This is a genomic window from Streptomyces sp. NPDC047706 (genome assembly GCF_043204795.1).
Lineage (GTDB): Bacteria > Actinomycetota > Actinomycetes > Streptomycetales > Streptomycetaceae > Streptomyces.
The window spans coordinates 22,801-39,861 of the sequence record NZ_JBIDCW010000024.1 but is presented as its reverse complement, the minus strand read 5'-3'; the positions used below and the strand labels follow the sequence as shown (position 1 = coordinate 39,861).

Annotated in this window: 16 protein-coding genes and 1 riboswitch; of the genes, 4 read left to right on the top strand and 12 right to left on the bottom strand. The window is 73.1% G+C overall.

Annotated features, from left to right (window positions below; genetic code table 11):
• Window positions 1–114: 114 nt before the first annotated feature.
• From ACGF8A_RS25895 to ACGF8A_RS25840, 12 genes are all read right to left on the bottom strand, one after another.
• The gene (locus tag ACGF8A_RS25895) at window positions 115–1,515 is read right to left on the bottom strand and encodes an MATE family efflux transporter (protein ID WP_393112107.1); all 1,401 of its coding nucleotides are present in this window, start codon (window positions 1,513–1,515) and stop codon (window positions 115–117) included.
• Window positions 1,516–1,571: 56 nt separating this feature from the next.
• Window positions 1,572–2,594: an LLM class F420-dependent oxidoreductase gene (locus ACGF8A_RS25890; protein ID WP_393112105.1), complete on the bottom strand. Its 1,023-nt coding sequence runs from the start codon at window positions 2,592–2,594 to the stop codon at window positions 1,572–1,574.
• 50 nt (window positions 2,595–2,644) lie between these two features.
• Window positions 2,645–3,958, bottom strand: coding sequence for a YcaO-like family protein (locus ACGF8A_RS25885; protein ID WP_393112103.1), 1,314 nt, complete (start codon window positions 3,956–3,958; stop codon window positions 2,645–2,647).
• Window positions 3,959–4,040: 82 nt separating this feature from the next.
• Window positions 4,041–4,163, bottom strand: coding sequence for a hypothetical protein (locus tag ACGF8A_RS25880; RefSeq protein ID WP_260460595.1), 123 nt, complete (start codon window positions 4,161–4,163; stop codon window positions 4,041–4,043).
• Window positions 4,164–4,300: 137 nt separating this feature from the next.
• The gene (locus ACGF8A_RS25875) at window positions 4,301–4,993 is read right to left on the bottom strand and encodes a (2Fe-2S)-binding protein (protein WP_393112101.1); all 693 of its coding nucleotides are present in this window, start codon (window positions 4,991–4,993) and stop codon (window positions 4,301–4,303) included.
• Window positions 4,994–5,088: 95 nt separating this feature from the next.
• On the bottom strand, window positions 5,089–5,925 hold the full coding sequence (locus ACGF8A_RS25870; protein ID WP_393112099.1) for an ABC transporter ATP-binding protein: 837 nt from the start codon (window positions 5,923–5,925) through the stop codon (window positions 5,089–5,091).
• Window positions 5,922–6,917, bottom strand: a complete 996-nt coding sequence (locus ACGF8A_RS25865) for a FecCD family ABC transporter permease (RefSeq protein ID WP_393112255.1) — start codon at window positions 6,915–6,917, stop codon at window positions 5,922–5,924. Before ACGF8A_RS25865 ends, ACGF8A_RS25870 begins: the two co-directional genes overlap by 4 nt.
• A 119-nt stretch (window positions 6,918–7,036) precedes the next feature.
• The gene (locus ACGF8A_RS25860) at window positions 7,037–8,029 is read right to left on the bottom strand and encodes an ABC transporter substrate-binding protein (protein ID WP_393112097.1); all 993 of its coding nucleotides are present in this window, start codon (window positions 8,027–8,029) and stop codon (window positions 7,037–7,039) included.
• A 142-nt stretch (window positions 8,030–8,171) separates the two neighbouring features.
• Entirely contained in the window at window positions 8,172–8,579 is a 408-nt protein-coding gene (locus ACGF8A_RS25855) for a (2Fe-2S) ferredoxin domain-containing protein (RefSeq protein WP_393112095.1), read from the bottom strand.
• A gap of 36 nt (window positions 8,580–8,615) precedes the next feature.
• A riboswitch (cobalamin riboswitch) is annotated at window positions 8,616–8,806 on the bottom strand.
• Window positions 8,807–8,942: 136 nt separating this feature from the next.
• Entirely contained in the window at window positions 8,943–10,382 is a 1,440-nt protein-coding gene (locus ACGF8A_RS25850; protein WP_393112093.1) for a Gfo/Idh/MocA family protein, read from the bottom strand.
• A 264-nt stretch (window positions 10,383–10,646) separates the two neighbouring features.
• Window positions 10,647–11,477, bottom strand: a complete 831-nt coding sequence (locus tag ACGF8A_RS25845; protein WP_393112091.1) for a hypothetical protein — start codon at window positions 11,475–11,477, stop codon at window positions 10,647–10,649.
• A 102-nt stretch (window positions 11,478–11,579) separates the two neighbouring features.
• Window positions 11,580–11,774 (bottom strand): amidohydrolase family protein, encoded by a 195-nt coding sequence (locus tag ACGF8A_RS25840; protein ID WP_393112089.1) that lies wholly within the window; start codon window positions 11,772–11,774, stop codon window positions 11,580–11,582.
• A 22-nt stretch (window positions 11,775–11,796) separates the two neighbouring features.
• Here ACGF8A_RS25840 and ACGF8A_RS25835 point away from each other — a divergent pair, with 22 nt between their 5' ends.
• The 4 genes from ACGF8A_RS25835 (at window position 11,797) to ACGF8A_RS25820 (ending at window position 17,046) form a co-directional block, all read left to right on the top strand.
• Window positions 11,797–12,342, top strand: coding sequence for a hypothetical protein (locus ACGF8A_RS25835; protein WP_393112087.1), 546 nt, complete (start codon window positions 11,797–11,799; stop codon window positions 12,340–12,342).
• A gap of 79 nt (window positions 12,343–12,421) precedes the next feature.
• The gene (locus tag ACGF8A_RS25830; protein ID WP_393112085.1) at window positions 12,422–14,131 is read left to right on the top strand and encodes an ABC transporter ATP-binding protein; all 1,710 of its coding nucleotides are present in this window, start codon (window positions 12,422–12,424) and stop codon (window positions 14,129–14,131) included.
• On the top strand, window positions 14,128–15,903 hold the full coding sequence (locus ACGF8A_RS25825; protein ID WP_393112083.1) for an ABC transporter ATP-binding protein: 1,776 nt from the start codon (window positions 14,128–14,130) through the stop codon (window positions 15,901–15,903). Before ACGF8A_RS25830 ends, ACGF8A_RS25825 begins: the two co-directional genes overlap by 4 nt.
• A gap of 72 nt (window positions 15,904–15,975) precedes the next feature.
• Window positions 15,976–17,046 carry an iron-siderophore ABC transporter substrate-binding protein gene (locus ACGF8A_RS25820; RefSeq protein ID WP_393112081.1) on the top strand — a complete coding sequence of 357 codons (1,071 nt, stop codon included), beginning with the start codon at window positions 15,976–15,978 and terminating at the stop codon, window positions 17,044–17,046.
• Window positions 17,047–17,061: the final 15 nt, after the last annotated feature.

Here is a 17,061-nt window from a genome sequence, read left to right as displayed (position 1 = left end):
CGGTCGCAGCGCCGACCGCAGACAGAGGGCGGCACCAACGTTCAACGCGGCGGTGCCGCCTTCCGGGCCGTCCCGGCATGCGGTGGAGCCCCGGAACAGATCAGTCCGTCACCCCTACCCCGGGACAGCCGCGTCCGGCGTTCGCGCCCCGGTCCGGAACCGGCGCCGGTAGCGCAGGTGGAGCAGCAGGGCGTGCAGCAGGGCGAATGCCGTCCAGGCCAGATAGAGGCCGGTCAGGCCCAGGCCGAGGTGGACGCCGAGGAGCCAGCCGAGCGGGATGAGGAGCGTGTAGTCCGAGGTGATGGACGCGGTCATGACCGACCGGGTGTCCCCCGCGGCCCGCAGCAGTGAGCCCCGCGTCATCGCGAACACCATCGGTGCCATGCTCAGCAGCGCCAGGGGCGTGGTCTCCCAGGCCAGCCGGGCGACCACCGGGTCCTCGGTGATCAGGGAGATCAGTGGCCGTCCGAGGAGCAGTGCGACCGCCGCCGGCAGGGCGAGCAGGAGCAGCAGCAGCCTCGTACCCGCCCGGTGCCAGTCGTCGGCCCGGCCGCGGTCGCCCCGGCCGAGTTCCTGCCCGGCCAGGACCATGACCGCGGAGGCGCCGGAGGCCAGGACGGTGAAGACCACCAGGAGCAGGTTGTCCACGATGCGGTACGCCGCCAGGTCGTGGGTGCCCATCCGCGCGGCGAAACCCGCGAGCAGGGCTTCGTTGACGTAGCCGATGCCCAGGGTGCTCATCTCGGGCCAGCCGATGCGCCACAGGTTTCGCGTGATGTCCCCGGTGCTGCCGGCCGGTTCGCCGGTCGTCCGGAGCAGGCGGGTGCGGCAGTACAGCAGCAGATGGCCGGTCCCGGCGGCGGTGGCGGCCAGGGTGGCGACGGCGGCGCCGGTGACGCCCAGGCCGGCCCGGAAGACGAGCAGCAGGCCGAGGGGCAGGTTCACGGCGTTGACCAGCACCGCCGTGTACATGGAGACCCGGGTCGCGCCGATCCCGGCACAGGCGCCCTGGAGTGTGAACGACACGGCGGCGACGGGCACGGCCCAGGCCAGCACGCGCAGATAGGCGGTGCCGGGCCCGATGAGGTCCTGCGGGGCGCCGAGCACGGTCAGCACGGGTGTGGCCGACGCGTACAGCAGCGCCCCGACGACGACGCCCGCGCCGAGTGCCGTGAGAACACCGGCGCGGACCACCCAGGCGACCTCGTCCGGGCGGCCCGCGCCGTGGCGCTGGGCGACCAGCACCTGGACGGCGGTCGCCCAGCCGCGAACGACGATGAGCGCCACCAGGTACACGGGGGCGGCGAGCGCGAAGGCGCTGAGGGCTTCGGTGGACAGGCGGGCCAGCATGACCGTGTCCACGATGTTCAGGACGATCTGGGTGAGACCTGCGATCAGCAGCGGGTACGCCAGCCTCCAGACGGCCCGGACGGCGGGTGGGGCCGACTCGGCGGGTGGGGCCGGCCCGCCCGCTGGGGTCGGCCCGCCCGGTTCGTCGCCGGAGGAGTCCTTCACCGAAGGGGCAGCCCCATGGGGGTCCCCCGCGGCAGGCTCCGCCGGGAAGGAGTCCGTCACAGCGCGGCCTGGGCGGCTTCCAGGAGCTCGATGTCGCGGTCGAGCAGGATCAGGGTGTCCACGCGGGAGTCCTTCCAGGCGATGATCCGGTCGACGATCGCGGGCAGCGGGCCGACGAGCGCGACCTGGTCCAGCAGCGTGTCGGGGACGGCGGCGACGGCCTCACCCTTGTGGCCTTCGGCGAGCCGGGTGCGGATCGCGTGCGCCGGCCCTTCGTATCCCATCTGGCAGGCCACGTCGAAGTAGGTGTTGCGGACGCCGGGGCCGACCGCTCCGATCAGATGGGCGAACAGCGGCCGCAGCGCGTCGCGGCCCTCCTCGACGGTGCCGGCGCGTGCCACGTAGAGGATCGGGCAGATGCTCACTTCGCCGGGTGCGCGGCCGGCCCGTGCGAGGCCCTCGTCCAGCGGCCGCGTCAGGGCCGCCTCGTGCTCGGGGGCGTACAGACCGGAGAGCCAGCCGTCGGCGATCTCACCGGTCAGCGCCACGCTGCGGGGCCCGATGGCGCCCAGGTAGAGCGGGATGTGGGGCCGCAGCGGGGTCATCTCCGACTTCACCGGCCGCGCCTGTCCGCTGGATCCCGGTCCGCGGTAGGGGAGTTGGTAGATCTCACCGTCGTGCGTGACGCGTTCGTCGCGGGCGATCGCCTTGCGGACGATGCCGACGTACTCCCGGGTCCGCCGCAGGGGCCGGTCGTAGGGCTGGCCGTGCCAGCCCTCGGCTATCCAGGGGACCGACAGGCCGAGGCCGAGCCGGAAGCGGCCGCCCGACAGCATGTCGAGGGTCATCGCGGTCATCGCGGTGGCGGCCGGGGTGCGCGCCGGGATCTGCATGACGGCGGAGCCGAGTCCGATCCGCTCGGTCCGGGCGGCGAGGTAGCCGAGGACGCTGACGGCGTCGGGGCCGTACTCCTCCACGCCCCACACCGAGTCGACACCGATCCGCTCGGCTCGTTCGACGATCGGCAGCACCTGCTCGATGGGTTCTCCGCCGTAGCCGAGGGCCAGCCCGAGGCGCATGCGGCGCTCCTTCCGTACGTCGTGAGGGGGGCGTCGGTGGTGCACAACGGTCAGGAGAACGGCAGGGGATCGAGCACCAGGCCGTCCTCCGTGAGCGGGCCGGGCACCCAGCCGCGAGCGACCGGTTCCTCGTACAGCCGGCGCCCGCCCAGCAAGGGGAAGGCGGCCGGGGCGTTGCAGGTGAGGCCGGGTACGAGCACGCGGGCGACATGCAGCCCCGCGGCACGGACCTCCGGTGTGGTCAGATCGACGGCGACGGTACGCAGGTCGAGGGGCCTCGCCGCGCGGACGACCTCGCCGGGCGGCGGGGTCCGCGGACTGCGGAGCCGGTCGAGCCGGGAGTCCTGCATGCGCGGGTCGAGGTACAGCTGCACGTGCAGGCGGACGTCGTTGATGTCGCGCAGATCGGGCCGGAAGCCGTCCCGGTAGCCACGGTCGCTCCGGTACGGCCGGTAGGGCCGGTAGGGCCGGTGGCCGTGGTGGCCCGCGCGGACCCCGGTCCAGAAGTCTTCGTCGTCGTCGAGGAGTTCCAGACCGGTCTCGTGCATGCCGACGGCCTCGGTGAGGGCCTTGGCCGCCGCCTCCTCGGCGGTGGCGCGGCAGGCGCTGCCGAACGCGACCAGCTGCCGTCCGGGGTCCTCGACGAACGCGCCGGCGACCGTGGCGTCGTACGTCGACGGGATGTGCAGGAAGGTCACCTTCAGGCCCGCGGTTCGGGCCTCGCCGGCCGCGGCGGCGACGCGGCCGCCCGGTTCCGGGACCAGAACCGAGGCCGGCGCACCGCTCAGCCACCACAGGGTCACGGCGTCGCGCTCCAGCACCTCCTCCAGCGCCGCGCGTCGTGCCCGCCCGGGACTGGTGCCGGCGGCCGTGCCCGCCAGGAGGGGGTAGTTGGTGGGCGGCTCCGCGCAGTGCGGGCCACGGAAGTAGTTGACATAGGCCAGGGACGCGGGGACGAGGACCTCTTCCCCGTCGGTGAGGTCCGTGCCCCGCACCCAGGCGATCTCCAGGTCGCGCGTCATGGCGACGAAGGGGAAGCCGCGCCGGGCGTGCTGGGAGGGCGAGTAGAGGGCGAACTCCCGGGGGTCGACGGCGGGTCTGCCCTCCCGGGTCAGCCGGGCGTGGGAGGCGACGGTCAGTACGGGCGGAACGGCGTTGCCGCAGTAGCGTTCGACCGCTTCGCCCATGGCCGCGGCACGTGCCCTGTCGTGGTCGCCGAGCGCGGCGCCCGCGGTGACGGTGTCGACCACCCGGTGGGCGTACTCGGGGCGTGCCGACAGATGGGCGCTGTAGGAGACGCAGCTCGGCACGGTCTCGACCCGGGGGCGATCGCGGGTGACCCGTTCGATGAGGCCTGGCACCACGGTGTCTGGCGTTCCTCTCCGGTCCGGTGGTACGGCACGGGCAGGTGCGGGGGGTGACGGTGCGTCATCCCCCGCCTGGTGCTCAGCTCTCGGTCTGCTCGTCCTCGACGTCCTCACGCCACTCGAACGGGGCGTCGATCGCCGGGGTGTGGGACTTCAGGCCCTTCTGGGGCTCCTCAGGTTCGGCCCAGCCGTGGTGCGCCATGTGCGTCCTCCTCAGATCGGCACAGGACCCGCCAACTCACTTGCACATCCTGTGCAGTTGCGAGCTGATTGCATTGTCAGATTAGGGCTGTGGCGCCGGATTGCTCAATACCCTGTTCGGCCAGGAATTGCCGGAATTCATTCGGCCAGCGAGCAGTCCTCGCACTTCACTCCCGCGGGCACCCGGTAATAGAGGCAGCAACTGCGCCTGCGGAAGCTCAGGTCCGGGCCCAGGACCTTTCCGGTGCCGGCCAGCCGGCCGGTCCTCAGCAGGTCGTCGACGAGCCCTGCGAGCGGCTCGCGCAGATCCCCTCTGGCCGCCAGGACGGCGCGGGCCGCCTCGGCCAGCGCGGATGCGGCGTTGCCCGCCAGCAGCCGGGGCGCGACCTTGACCCGCAGCCCGGCGGCCAGCGCGTCGAGCTGCCGGTCCACCACGACCTCGTACAGCAGGCCGGTGAGGTGGGGGGGTTCAGGGGCGTGCCAGCCGGTGGGTGCGGCCGGCAGACGCAGGGCGGGCCCGTCGTCTGCGCGGTGCAGCCCGCGCAGGTCGGGGACGATGCCGTGGACGACGGCGCAGGCCAGTACGGGTGACCACAGGCGCGCGGCGTGTCCCAGCTGCACGATGGAGGCGCCGATGCGCAGTTCCCGGGTGTCGTAGCGGCCTGCCGTCGCCGCGATCAGGTCGGCGACCCCGTCCGCGTACGCGTCCTCGATCCGGTGCCATCCGTCGTCCGGGCCGCCGAGCTCGATCGAGAAGAAGCCGCCGAAGTCCGCGACATCCTTCAGCGCGGCGGCGACGGAGCTGACGGGGGCCTGCCGCAGGGCGTTCATGTCGACTCCCACATCTCTGCGTCAACACTGCAGTGTCTTCTGGTGAATTCGCGCATGCCGAAGAAACCTCCCCGCATTTCGTGGGAAAGCGCGCGTCACTCCTTTCCGAAGGAATCGGCGCCCGGAAGCAGCGTGATGTGCGGGGCACCGGTACGGGGGTGCTCCGTCACCTCGGCCTCGACGCGGTAGACGTCTGCCAGGAGTTCGGGGGTGAGGACCTTCCCGGGGGGCCCGGCGGTCACCACACGGCCGTCGTCCATCACGCAGATGCGGTCGCAGAAGACGGCGGCCAGGTTGAGGTCGTGCAGGGCGACGACGGCCGTCACACCGAGGCGGCGGACGAGGCGCAGCGTGTCGAGCTGGTGGCGTAGGTCCAGGTGGTTGGTCGGCTCGTCCAGCACCATCGTCCCGGCGCGCTGGGCGAGCGCACGGGCGATGAGCACCCGCTGCTTCTCGCCGCCCGACAGCCGGCTGAAGGGGGCGTGCGCGAGGCCGGCGGCCTCGACCTCGCCCAGTGCGGCCATGATGACGGCGCGGTCACCGGCGTCGTCCCCCTCGAAGGCCCGCTTGTGCGGGGTGCGGCCCATGGCCACCACGTCGTACACCGACAGCTCGAACTCCGCGGCCGACTCCTGCAGAACGGCCGCCAGCCGCCGCGCCAGGCTTTTCCCGGGCATCCGCCGGACGTCCTCGCCGTCGAGCAGCACCCGCCCCGTGGTGGGACGCAGCGCTCGGTAGACCGTGCGCAACAGGGTCGACTTCCCGGCGCCGTTGGGGCCCACGAGCCCCACCACCTCGCCGGGGGCCACGTGCAGCGACGCCCGGTCCACCAGTGCCCGGCCGTCCACGACGACCGAGACGTCCTCCACCGCCAGCCTGCCGGGCGCCGCCGCGGCCGTGGCGCCCGTCCTGGCCGTGACCGTCTGCGTCATGCGGTCCTCCTTCGCATCAGCCACAGGAAGAAGGGGCCGCCGACCAGGGCGGTGAGAATGCCCACGGGGATCTCCTCGGGACTCATCACGGTGCGCGCCGCGAGATCGGCGGTGATGAGGAAGGCCGTGCCGAGCAGCGCCGCGGCGGGCAGCGCACGGCGGTGGTCGGCGCCGACGAGCAGCCGCACCACATGGGGCATGATCAGGCCGACGAAGCCGATCTGGCCGCTGACCGCGACGATCGTGCCGATCATGACGGCGACCAGCGTGAACAGCGCGGCCCGGAAGCGGTGCACGTCCAGGCCGAGCGCCGCGGCGGCCTCCTCCCCCGCGAGCAGCAGGTTGAGCGGCCGGCAGACGCCGAGCAGGACAGCCGTGCCCAGGAGGACAGCGCCGACGGGGATCCACACGACCGTCCAGGTGGTGCCTGCAAGTCCGCCGAGCATCCAGCGCAGCGCCGACTGCGTCTTGTGGGGGTCGTTGGAGGTGACCACCAGGAAGCTGGCCAGGGCCGACAGCACCTCGGCCGTCGCCACGCCCGCCAGCACCAGCCGCACGGTCGTCATCCGCCCGCCGGACCGGGCCAGGAAGTAGACCGCGACGAGCGCGGCGAGAGCGCCGAGGAACGCCGCGACGGGCAGGGAGAACACGCCGAACAGGGTGAGGTTGAACACGACGACCAGCACCGCGCCGACGGAGGCGCCCGACGACACCCCGAGCAGCATCGGGTCCGCGAGGGGGTTGCGCACCAGCGCCTGAAGGGCCATCCCGCACACCGCGAGGCCCGCGCCCACCACGCCGGACAGCAGCACCCGGGGCAGCCGTACGTCGACGACGATCGTCTCGCGGACCGGGGTCCAGACCGGATCGGCCAGCGCCGGGTGCACGCGGTGCAGGAGGATGCCCCAGACCTGGTCGGCCGGGACGCTGATGGAACCGGCGGCGATACCGAAGGTGGCCGCGAGCACCACCAGCGCGGCCAGCAGCACCAGGACGAGGGGGTAGGGAAGTCTGGTGCCGCGCCGGACGACGTCCGCCTCGACCGGCTTTCGCGTGCCGGCCTGCGCGGTACCGCTCTCGTCGGTCACGCCCGTGACGTCTGCCGCGCCGCTCACTTGAAGCGGTCCGGGTGGAGCTGGCGGGCCAGGGACTCCACGCCGGAGGGCACCCGGACACCGAGCACGGTGGACGACAGCGGCAGTACCGCGAACCGCTTGTTCCTGATGGCGGGTACGTCCTTCAGCGCCGGGTTGGCCAGCAGGAACTTCTTCTTGTCCGCCACCGGCTGGTCGCCGTAGTCGTAGATGACGACGACCTCGGGCGCGCGCTCGGCGACCTGCTCGAACGACACGTCGCCGAAGGCCTTGTCCAGGTCGGCGAAGAGGTTCACGCCGCCGGCCCGCTCGATCATCTCGTTGCCGATGCCCGCGCCGCCCGCGGTGAAGGCGGTCTTGTCGCCGCTGTCGTACACGAAGAGCTTGACCGGGGTGACGCCGGCGAGCTCCTCCTCGACCGTGTCCAGGGTGGAGTGGAGCTTCTTCAGCTCCTGTTCGGCCCGGTCCGGCACGCCGAACATCTTGGCCACGTTACGGATCTCCTGGTCCATCGTGGCCATGGTCACGGGCCCGGTCGGGCACTCCTCGATGTTCAGGTAGGAGTTGATGCCCGCCTTGGACAGGGCGTCGCGGCTGCGGCCCTCCTTCTCGTCGAAGGTGCTGGCGAAACCGCCGTAGGCGAAGTCGGGTTCGGCGGCCAGCAGCGTCTCGAAGGACGGGTACTCCTCGGCGATGACCTTGATGTTGTCGTAGGCGTCCTGGTACTCGGGGAGGATCTTGTCGTCGAGGTAGGCCGTGCCCACCATCGACTTCTCCAGACCGAGCGCCAGCATGACCTCGGTGGCGTGCTGGTTCAGCGACACGGCCCGCTGCGGGGGCCGCTGATACGTCGTCTTCACCCCGCAGTTGGACAGCGTGACCGGGAAGCCCTCGGCGGCGGGACCCGCCTGCGCGGCGTCGTCCCGGGTGGAGCCGCCACCGCAGCCGGACATCAGCAGGGCCGCGGCGGCCAGGGCGGACAGCAGGGGGAGCGGGCGCTTGCCCATCATGGATTGGTCCTCTCACCGGAGGGTGGAACGCGGAACAGTGCGGGGTGCGGTCCGGGAAGTCGGCCGGGTACGGCCGGTCGTGGACGCCCCGGGTGCGGCGGGTGTGAGCGGCGGGCGGTGACGGCGAACGGTTCTGCGACCGTCAGGCCGCCGGCCCGGGAGCGGGCGTCACGAGCGGCCCGGTCCGGGCACGCCGGGGCGGGGTGAAGACGTGGAGGTCCAGGATGTCGGGAAGCGCCGCGAGGCCCGGGCCGCCCGCCCGTACCCAGGCGGCGACGTCCTCGGTCGCTGCGGAGTCGTTGACGAGGCCGAGCCAGACCGGCCGGCCTCCCGCGGCACGCCCCACGGACGAAGGCTGCACGACGACGACGTTCGCCTGGGCGCACACGTCGAGACAGTCGGTGATGCGGACCGGGGCTTCCTCGGCGAGCCGCAGGGCCTGCGCCTCGTGGTCCACACCGCTCACCTTCGGGCTGCCGCAGCAGCAGTCACGGCACACCACGACCCGGCACGGCACGGCACCGTCCCGTGATGTCTCGGCAGGCGTCACAACCAGCCCTCCTCCCCGGGGAAATCCGCCCCGGTCACGTCGAGGAGGCGACCGCGTGAGTCTCCTGGCTCTCGGGTCAGTGCTCGTCCCGCCCTTCCCACCCGCATCCGGGCAGTGGGCGTCCGGGATCCGCTCGCCGATCACAGTGGCGGGACCGCGCCGGATTCACACCGGCTTCCTCGTTCCGCCGTCGCCTTTTTCGCGGCACATCATGTCAGACGAACTCGTCATCTCATACGCCTGCGGCAGGACCGGGCGGGGTGAAGTGCTGCACACGACCGGCGGGCGGCATGCGAAACGCGCCGCCCCGTCGGCATCGACCGGGCGGCGCGCCGCGCGCCGCTGTGGTGTGAGGGGGCCGGCTCAGCTGACCGGCGGCATGTCGGTGGGGCGTGAGTCGAGACCCGTGCGGCGGTTGACCCAGGAGCCACGGGTGAAGTCGGGCACGGCGACCGGCCGGCCGCCCGCCGCGAGGGACTTGACGCTCAGCGGGACCGGGGAGCACCAGGCGGCGGCGTCGTAGACGTCCATGTCGGGGACGAGCCCGGCACGCATCTGCTGGACGGTGCGCCACTGCAGGACGTAGTCCATCCCGCCGTGGCCGCCGTTGTTCTCCGCGTCGTCACCGATCTTCTGCCACAGCCAGTGGTCGAACTCCTTGCGAGAGGCGTCGAACGACCGCCAGGTGTGGCCGCTGTGATCGGGTTCCAGATAGACGCGGCCGCCGCTCGCGGAGGTCACGCCGGCGTAGTCCTCGAAGATGCCACGGCTGCCGGCGAGCGAGTTGATACGACTGTAGGGGCGGGGCGAACTGACCTCGTGCTCGGCGCGGATCACCCGGCCCTGGGCGGTGTCGATCAGGCAGGTGACCAGGTCACCGTTGATGTAGGTCTCCTTCCAGCTGGGGTGCGACCGCGGGACGAACCGCGCGCGGTAGTCGGCGAGACCGCGGGGTTCGGTGGAGGTGGCCCGCAGCGTGGTGAAGCGGTCGCCGCGGTTGATGTCCATGGCCGCGGCGATCGGGGCGAGACCGTGCATGGGGTAGAGCGACGCGGTGCTGCGGGTGTGCCACAACCGCCGCCAGGAGTCGGTGTAGTACGTGTCGGAGAACAGCAGTGCGCGCAGGTCGTGCAGATAACCACCGTGTCCGTTGGTGACGTCGCCGAAGAGGCCGTCGTGGGCCATCCTGAGCATCGCAAGCTCGTTGCGGCCGTAGGAGCAGTTCTCGGACAGGAAGAGGTGCCGGCGGGTCCGCTCGCTGGTGTCGACGAGGTCCCACAGCTCGCGCAGTTCGGTGGCGACGGGCAGTTCGACGATGGCGTGCCTGCCGGACAGCAGGGCTGCGCGGCCCTGTTCGTAGTGGAACTCCCAGGGCGTGGCGACGTAGACGAGGTCGATGTCCTCGCGGCGCAGCATGCGGGCGTAGGCGTCGGCGGAGCCGCCGTACTCGGCGGGACGGGGCCTGCCCTCGGAGACCAGCTTGTCGGCGGTCCGTCTGGCGCGGTCGGGGCGGACGTCGCAGACGGCCGTCACGGTGCAGCCGGGGACGGCGGCCCACCCCGAGGCCATGCCGTGGCCCCGGTTGCCGAGGCCGATCAGGGCGACGCGGACCGTCCGGTACGCATCGAAGGGGACGTTGATCATTGACTTCTGGCCGTGCCGCCGGGCCGGCGGGGTGTCCGCGGCCGCGTGGGCGGCGTCCGGTGCGGCGGCGGCCGTGGTGCCGAGCCCCGCGACGACGGCACCGGAGGCGAGGGCCCCGCCCATGAGAGTACGGCGTGAGACAGCAGGGATTTCATGCATGGCGCTGAACGCTCCCTTGTGGGTGGCCGACTGCTCCTGTTGCCGAACGACTTTGTCGAGCGGACGACGGAGTGTCAATAGTTGCTCGAATGCAGCCTGTTGCGAGCACGAATGAGCAACCAGCCTGGCCATGCGGGTCCGGTGGAGCTGGTCAGGCGTGACGGCGGCACGGCAGCACGGCAGCACGGCAGCACGGCAGCACGGCAGCACGGCGAACGAGGTGCCGTCCTGACGGGCACGGCGGCTCCGGGCGGGGCGGCGGCCCTAGGGCGCGTGCTCGTCCGCCTCCCCGAAGCGGGCCAGCGCGAGGGCTCCCGCGATGGAGGCAGCGAAACCGGCGACGGCCAGCGGCGCGAGCCCGTGGCGGGTGGTGTCCCCCAGCCAGATGATGCCGAACAGGGCGGGCCAGACGGTCTCCCCGATGACCATCGCCGCGGTGGCGGAGGTGACCGAACCGGACTGGAGGGCCTCGATCAGCAGCAGGTAGCCGGTGATCCCGGACAGGATCACGGCGTAGACCGAAGGATCGGCGAGCAGAGCGGGCAGGGACAGCTCCGGCAGCAGCCGGGCCGCCACGGCCGTCACGCCGAAGCTGACTCCCGCCAGCCCGCCCAGCACGGCCGCGCGATGGCGCACGTTGCGCAGGCGCGGCGCCAGTGCCCAGCTCACCAGGGCGAGACCCACCGAGCCCACCAGCACCGCGAGCCGCATTCTCATGTCGCCGTCCCCGCCGGTCTCACGCCCCGCCGTGATCGCCATCACCGCCAGCCCGCCGCACACCGCGGCGACGGCGGCCCACTCCACCCGTCGCAGCCTGATGTGCAGCACCAGCGCCGAGACGAGCGCGGTCACGGCCAGCGCGCCGGCGACCGCCGCCTCGACCAGGAAGAGCGGGACCGAGCGCAGCGAGAACAGCTCGGCGCCGAATCCCAGTGTGTCGAGCGCGACGCCGACGACGAACGGCCACTGCCAGGTGGCCCGCACCGCCGCGCCGGCGCCTCCGGGAGCGACCCGCCGCGCACCGAGCGCCTGGAACACCGTCGCCGTGCCCATGAAGACGGCGGCGCACAGCGCGAACAGCAGGCCGAGTCCCATGACCGCAGGCTAGTGCGCGGACGGCGCGGCGGCGCGGAGGGCGGGGTGCCGTGGTGTGGCGGCCGGCGTGGCGGGCCGGCGGGGGCTTTGGGGCTCCCCCGGTCAGAGACCGTCCTCGCCCTCCAGGAACGTCCGCAGCACCTCGATGTCCCCGATCCGGGAGGGATCCACCCGGTACGGGTCGTCGCCGAGCACGACGAGGTCGGCCCGCTTGCCCGGGGTGAGGCTTCCGGCGTCGGCCTCCCAGTGGCAGGCGTGGGCGGCGTCGACGCGGTGGCGGAAACGGTGGGCCCCCACCGCGAGTTGGCGGCCTGGGCCGATGGTGTGCCCGGCATGTATCGACGCGCAACAGGGACTCGACGACGAGTTGCTCGCCGCGCCGGGGCGCGGTCCGAGCCTGCGCGAGGAGACGCCGGCCCGGATGGCGGAGGCCGTGCGGGCGGCGGCCCTGGGCTTCGGCCCGGCCGGCTGCGCGGCGGCCGCCGGGGCGCCGGAACGGCTGCCGCTCAACCGGCAGGTCCGCAACCCGTCGTTCGCCGCGGCCATGTCGGGCGCGCGGGCACTGGCCCGGTCGCACGGGTGCGAGGCGAACGGCGCGGACGTCCGCCGAGCGCCGTCGCGCTGCCGGTGCTGCTCCAGGCGATTCGGGCGGGCGCGCAGCATTCCTGTCGCGGCCGCGCTCGCCGGCACGCCCCGGGCGGCCCTCTGCCGGCTGCGCAAGGAGCGCCCGAAGGTGAGCGCGCCGATCCTCGCGGCGCGCCGCGCGCGGTCGAGCCGGACCGGACGGCGTGGCGGTTACGCGTACGAACACCGGTTACCGGCTCGCCCGTGTCGACGACGCCGCCGCGAACCCCCAAGGGGGTAGCCGCGCGAGCCAGATCTGATTAGCCTTACCTAAGTTTTGTGCACGGTGTCTGCGCTGTGACCCCCTTCCGGAGGGATGCGTGAGAAAAGCGGACCTGCCGGGACAGCGTGTCCTGCGGGATGCGGTGGGCGGGCAGCGCCGGGACGTCGCGCTCGGCGCGGTGCTCGGTATGGGCCACCAGACGGGCGAGGCCCTGGTGCCGGTGCTCATCGGACTGGCCGTGGAACGAGGCGTCGTGGCCGGCGACGCGGGCGGGCTGCTGCTGTGGCTCGGTGTCCTGGCCGTCGTCTACGTCGGGCTCTCCTACAGCTTCCGCTTCGGCGCCCGGGCCGGCGAGCGCGCCTCCGTGACCGCGGCGCACCGGCTCAGGACCCAGCTCGTCGGCCGCGTACTCGCCCCCGAGGGGGGCGCCGACGAAGGCCGGTTGCCCGGGGAACTGGCCAGCACCGCGACCGAGGACGCCAAGCGGGTCGGCGCCGTCACGATGGCGCTCGTCGTGGGCATCGGTGCCGCCACCGGCCTGGTCGTTGGCGCGGTGGTACTGCTGCGTATCTCACTCCCCCTCGGCCTGCTCGTCCTGCTGGGTACACCGCTGCTGCTGTGGCTGGTGCATCTGCTGAGCAAGCCCCTGGAACGCCGCAGCGAGACCGAGCAGGAACGCGCGGCGCGGGCCTCGGGCGTGGCGGCGGACCTCGTGGCGGGGCTGCGGGTGCTCAAGGGCATCCGCGCCGAACCGGCGGCCGTCGCCCGCTACCGCCGCACCAGCCAGGAGTCGCTGACCGCCACCCTGCGCGCGGCCCGTGCCGAGGCCTGGCAGAACGGCGTCGTCACGATCCTCACCGGCGCGTTCCTCGCGCTGGTGGCGCTCGTCGGCGGACGGCTCACCGCACGCGGCGACATCAGCCTCGGCGAACTCGTCTCGTCCGTCGCCCTCGCCCTCTTCCTCATCGGCCCGCTCTCCGAGTTCTCGTGGGTCAACGCCGAGCTGGCGCAGGGCCGGGCGTCCGCCGCCCGGATCGCCGAGGTGCTCGGCGCACCCCGGGCCGTGACGCCGGGGCCGCCGCACGGCGGCGCCGTACCGCGCCGGAACGCCGGCCGGCTCCGGCTGAGCGGCCTGTCGTACGGCTCTCTGCGCGAGGTGGACATGGACATCGCCCCGGGCGAGACGGTGGGCGTGGTCACCACCGACCCCGCCGACGCGACGGCCCTGCTGCGCTGCCTGGGCCGCCACGCCGACCCGGCCGGCGGGACCGTGGAACTGGACGGCACGCAACTGCCCGCGCTGAGCCTCGCGCAGGTGCGCGCGGAGATCCTCGTCGCCGAGCACGACGCCGACCTCTTCGAGGGCACGCTCCTCGACAACGTGACCGCCGGGCACGGCAGCCCCACCGCCGCGCCCGTCACCGCCGCGATCGCCGCGTCGGGCACCGACGAGGTGGTACGCGCCCTGCCCGACGGGACGGCCACCGCCGTCACCGCGCGCGGCCACTCGCTCTCCGGAGGCCAGCGGCAGCGGGTGGCCCTCGCCCGGGCACTGGCCGCCGACGCGCCTGTTCTCGTGCTCCACGAGCCCACCACGGCCGTCGACGCCGTCACGGAGGCGGGCATCGCCGCGGGGATCAGGGACGTCCGCGGCGGCCGCACCACCGTCCTCGTGACCAACAGCCCCGCGCTGCTCGCCGTCACCGACCGGGTCGTTCTGATCGAGGACGGCAGGGTCACCGCGACCGGCGCCCACGAGCGGCTCGTGCACGACCGCGCCGCCTACCGGACGGCGGTCCTCGCATGACCGGGCCCCGCACGGCGCAGGCCCACCTCCTGCCCGTCGCCACGCCCGCGCGCACCCGCGCCGCCGTCGCGGAACTGCTGCGCCCGCAGCGCCTTTTGGCCGTCGGCGCGTTGGCCGTGATGGTCGCCTCCACCGCCGTCGGGCTGCTCGTGCAGCCGCTGCTGGGCCGGATCGTCGACCTGGCCGCCGACCGCGGCTCCGCCGACGCCGTCACCACCACCGCGGCGCTTCTCCTGGCCGTCGCCGTGGCGCAGGGCGTCACCGCCGGGTTCGGGCTGTCGCTGATCTCCCGGCTGGGGGAGACAAGCCTGGCCCGGCTGCGCGAGCGCTTCGTGGAGCGCGCACTCGGGCTGCCGCTGGAGCGGGTCGAGCGGGCCGGCGCCGGTGACCTCACCGCGCGGGTCACCGCCGACGTCTCCCTCGTCGCCGAGGCCATCCGCAACGCCCTGCCAGAACTGGCCCGTTCGCTGCTGACCATCGTCCTCACGCTGGGCGCACTGGCCCTGCTCGACTGGCGTTTCCTGCTGGCCGCCCTGATCGCGGTGCCCGTCCAGGCGGCCACCGCCCGCTGGTACGTCACCCGTGCCGTCCCGCTCTACGCCGAGCAGCGCAGGGCCGCGAGCGCGCAGCAGCAGCAACTCCTCGACACCGTCACGGGCAGCTCCACCGTGCGCGCGTTCCGGCTGGAGCGGGAGCACACCGAGCGGGTGACGACACGGTCCTGGTCGGTGGTGGCGCTGACGATGCGCGGGGTGCAGCTCGTGCTGGGCTTCTACAGCCGTCTGCACATCGCCGAGTACGCCGGTCTCGCCGCCGTGCTGCTCACCGGCTACTGGCTGGTCCGCGAGGGCTCGGCGTCCATCGGCACCGCGACCGCCGCCGCCCTGTACTTCCACAGCCTGTTCACCCCGGTCAACGCCGCCCTGGTCCTCCTCGACGACGCCCAGTCGGCCACCGCCGGCCTGTCCCGGCTCATTGGGGTCACCGACGGGCCGCCGCCCCCGGAGGGCACCCGTCCGGTCCGGTCGGGCGGCGTCGACGTCACCGTGCGGGGTCTGCGCCACGCGTACCGGCCCGGGCATCCCGTCCTGCACGACGTCGACCTGACGATCCGGCACGGCGAGCGGGTGGCCCTCGTCGGAGCCAGCGGCGCCGGAAAGACCACCCTGGCCCGGCTCGTCGCGGGCATCCAGCAACCCACCGCCGGCACCGTCCTGATCGGCGGTGTGCCGCTCACCGAACTCGGCGCTGCCGCCACCCGCACGATCGCCCTGATCACCCAGGAGACCCATGTCTTCGCGGGCCCCCTCACCGACGACCTGCGCCTGGCCAAGCCCGACGCCACCGACGGCGAACTGCGCGCCGCGCTCGACCGGGTGGACGCCCTCGGCTGGGCCGAGGCACTGCCCGACGGCCTCACCACGGTCGTCGGGGACGGCGGCCACCGGCTGAGCGGAGCACGGACCCAGGCTCTCGCCCTGGCCCGGCTGATCCTGGCCGATCCGCCCCTGGTGATCCTCGACGAGGCCACCGCCGAGGCGGGCAGCGCCGGGGCCCGCGCCCTGGAGAAGGCGGTCGCGCAGGCGGTGGACGGCCGCACCGCGCTGATCGTGGCCCACCGTCTCAGCCAGGCGGCGACCGCGGACCGCGTCGTCGTCATGGACGCCGGCCGCGTCGTCGAGACCGGCACGCACGACGAACTCCGCGCCGCCGGGGGACGCTACGCCGCCATCTGGCGGGCGTGGTCGGACACCCGCGACACCGGCACCTGAACCCCACGGACGCACCTCGAAACCCCCCGCACCGCCCGGCTCCACAGGAATCCGAAGAACGAAGGACCATCGATGTTCCGCTCCCGCAGAGCACCACGGCTCGCCGCCGCCCTCGCCTCCGCCCTCCTGCTCCTGTCCGCCGCCACGGCCTGCGGTGGTGACGAATCCGGATCCGACGACACCGGTGCGGGGTCCCGGGAAGGCGCCTCCGGCGAGTCCGCCTTCCCGGTCACCGTCCCCCACAAGTACGGCAGCACCACGATCACGTCCGAGCCGAAGCGCATCGTCACCGTCGGCCTCACCGACCAGGACGCCGTCCTCGCGCTCGGCAAGGTGCCGGTCGGCACCACCGAGTGGCTCGGCGGCTACAAGGGCGCCATCGGCCCCTGGGCCGAGGACGAGCTCGGCGGTGCCGAGGTGCCGACCGTGCTCAAGGACACCGGCACCGGCCCGCAGGTGGAGAAGATCGCCTCGCTCGCGCCGGACCTGATCCTCGCGGTCTACGGCGGACTGACCAAGGATCAGTACGAGTCGCTGTCCAAGTTCGCGCCCGTCGTCGCCCAGCCCGAGGAGTACAACGACTACGGCGTGCCCTGGCAGGAGCTGACCGAGAAGGTGGGCCAGGCTCTCGGCAAGCCCGAGGAGGCCGCGAAGGTCGTCGAGGACACGGAGGCCCAGATCGAGGCCGCGGCCGCGGAGCACCCCGAGTTCAAGGGTGCCCGCGCGGTGATGGCAACGCCGTACGAGGGCATGTTCGTCTTCGGCAGCCAGGACGCGCGCTCGCGGATCCTGACCGACCTCGGCTTCGCCCTGCCCGAGGACCTGGACGAGGCGATCGGTGACCAGTTCGGCGCGAACATCAGCAAGGAGCGCACCGACCTGCTCGACCAGGACGCCGTCGTGTGGATCGTCGGTGACGTCACCAAGGATTCCGGCAAGCTGCACAAGGACGCCTCGTACAGGGATCTGGCCGTCGTGAAGGAGGGCCGTGAGGTCTTCGTCAACGAGGCGAGCGACTACGGCAACGCCACCTCGTTCGTCTCCGCGCTCAGCCTGCCGTACGTGATCGAACGGCTGGTCCCGCAGCTGGCCGCGGCCGTCGACGGCAAGACGGACACGAAGGTGCAGCAGCCCGCGTCCTGACCCCGGCATGACGGT

What these genes read in the sequence shown, in the direction of transcription:
- ACGF8A_RS25890 (WP_393112105.1), bottom strand. Translation starts at nt 2,594, where the DNA reads ATGCGCCTCGGGCTGGCCCTCGGCTACGGCGGAGAACCCATCGAGCAG.
- ACGF8A_RS25880 (WP_260460595.1), bottom strand. Translation starts at nt 4,163, where the DNA reads ATGGCGCACCACGGCTGGGCCGAACCTGAGGAGCCCCAGAAGGGCCTG.
- ACGF8A_RS25875 (WP_393112101.1), bottom strand. Translation starts at nt 4,993, where the DNA reads ATGAACGCCCTGCGGCAGGCCCCCGTCAGCTCCGTCGCCGCCGCGCTG.
- ACGF8A_RS25870 (WP_393112099.1), bottom strand. Translation starts at nt 5,925, where the DNA reads ATGACGCAGACGGTCACGGCCAGGACGGGCGCCACGGCCGCGGCGGCG.
- ACGF8A_RS25860 (WP_393112097.1), bottom strand. Translation starts at nt 8,029, where the DNA reads ATGATGGGCAAGCGCCCGCTCCCCCTGCTGTCCGCCCTGGCCGCCGCG.
- ACGF8A_RS25850 (WP_393112093.1), bottom strand. Translation starts at nt 10,382, where the DNA reads ATGCATGAAATCCCTGCTGTCTCACGCCGTACTCTCATGGGCGGGGCC.
- ACGF8A_RS25845 (WP_393112091.1), bottom strand. Translation starts at nt 11,477, where the DNA reads ATGGGACTCGGCCTGCTGTTCGCGCTGTGCGCCGCCGTCTTCATGGGC.
- ACGF8A_RS25835 (WP_393112087.1), top strand. Translation starts at nt 11,797, where the DNA reads ATGGTGTGCCCGGCATGTATCGACGCGCAACAGGGACTCGACGACGAG.
- ACGF8A_RS25825 (WP_393112083.1), top strand. Translation starts at nt 14,128, where the DNA reads ATGACCGGGCCCCGCACGGCGCAGGCCCACCTCCTGCCCGTCGCCACG.
- ACGF8A_RS25820 (WP_393112081.1), top strand. Translation starts at nt 15,976, where the DNA reads ATGTTCCGCTCCCGCAGAGCACCACGGCTCGCCGCCGCCCTCGCCTCC.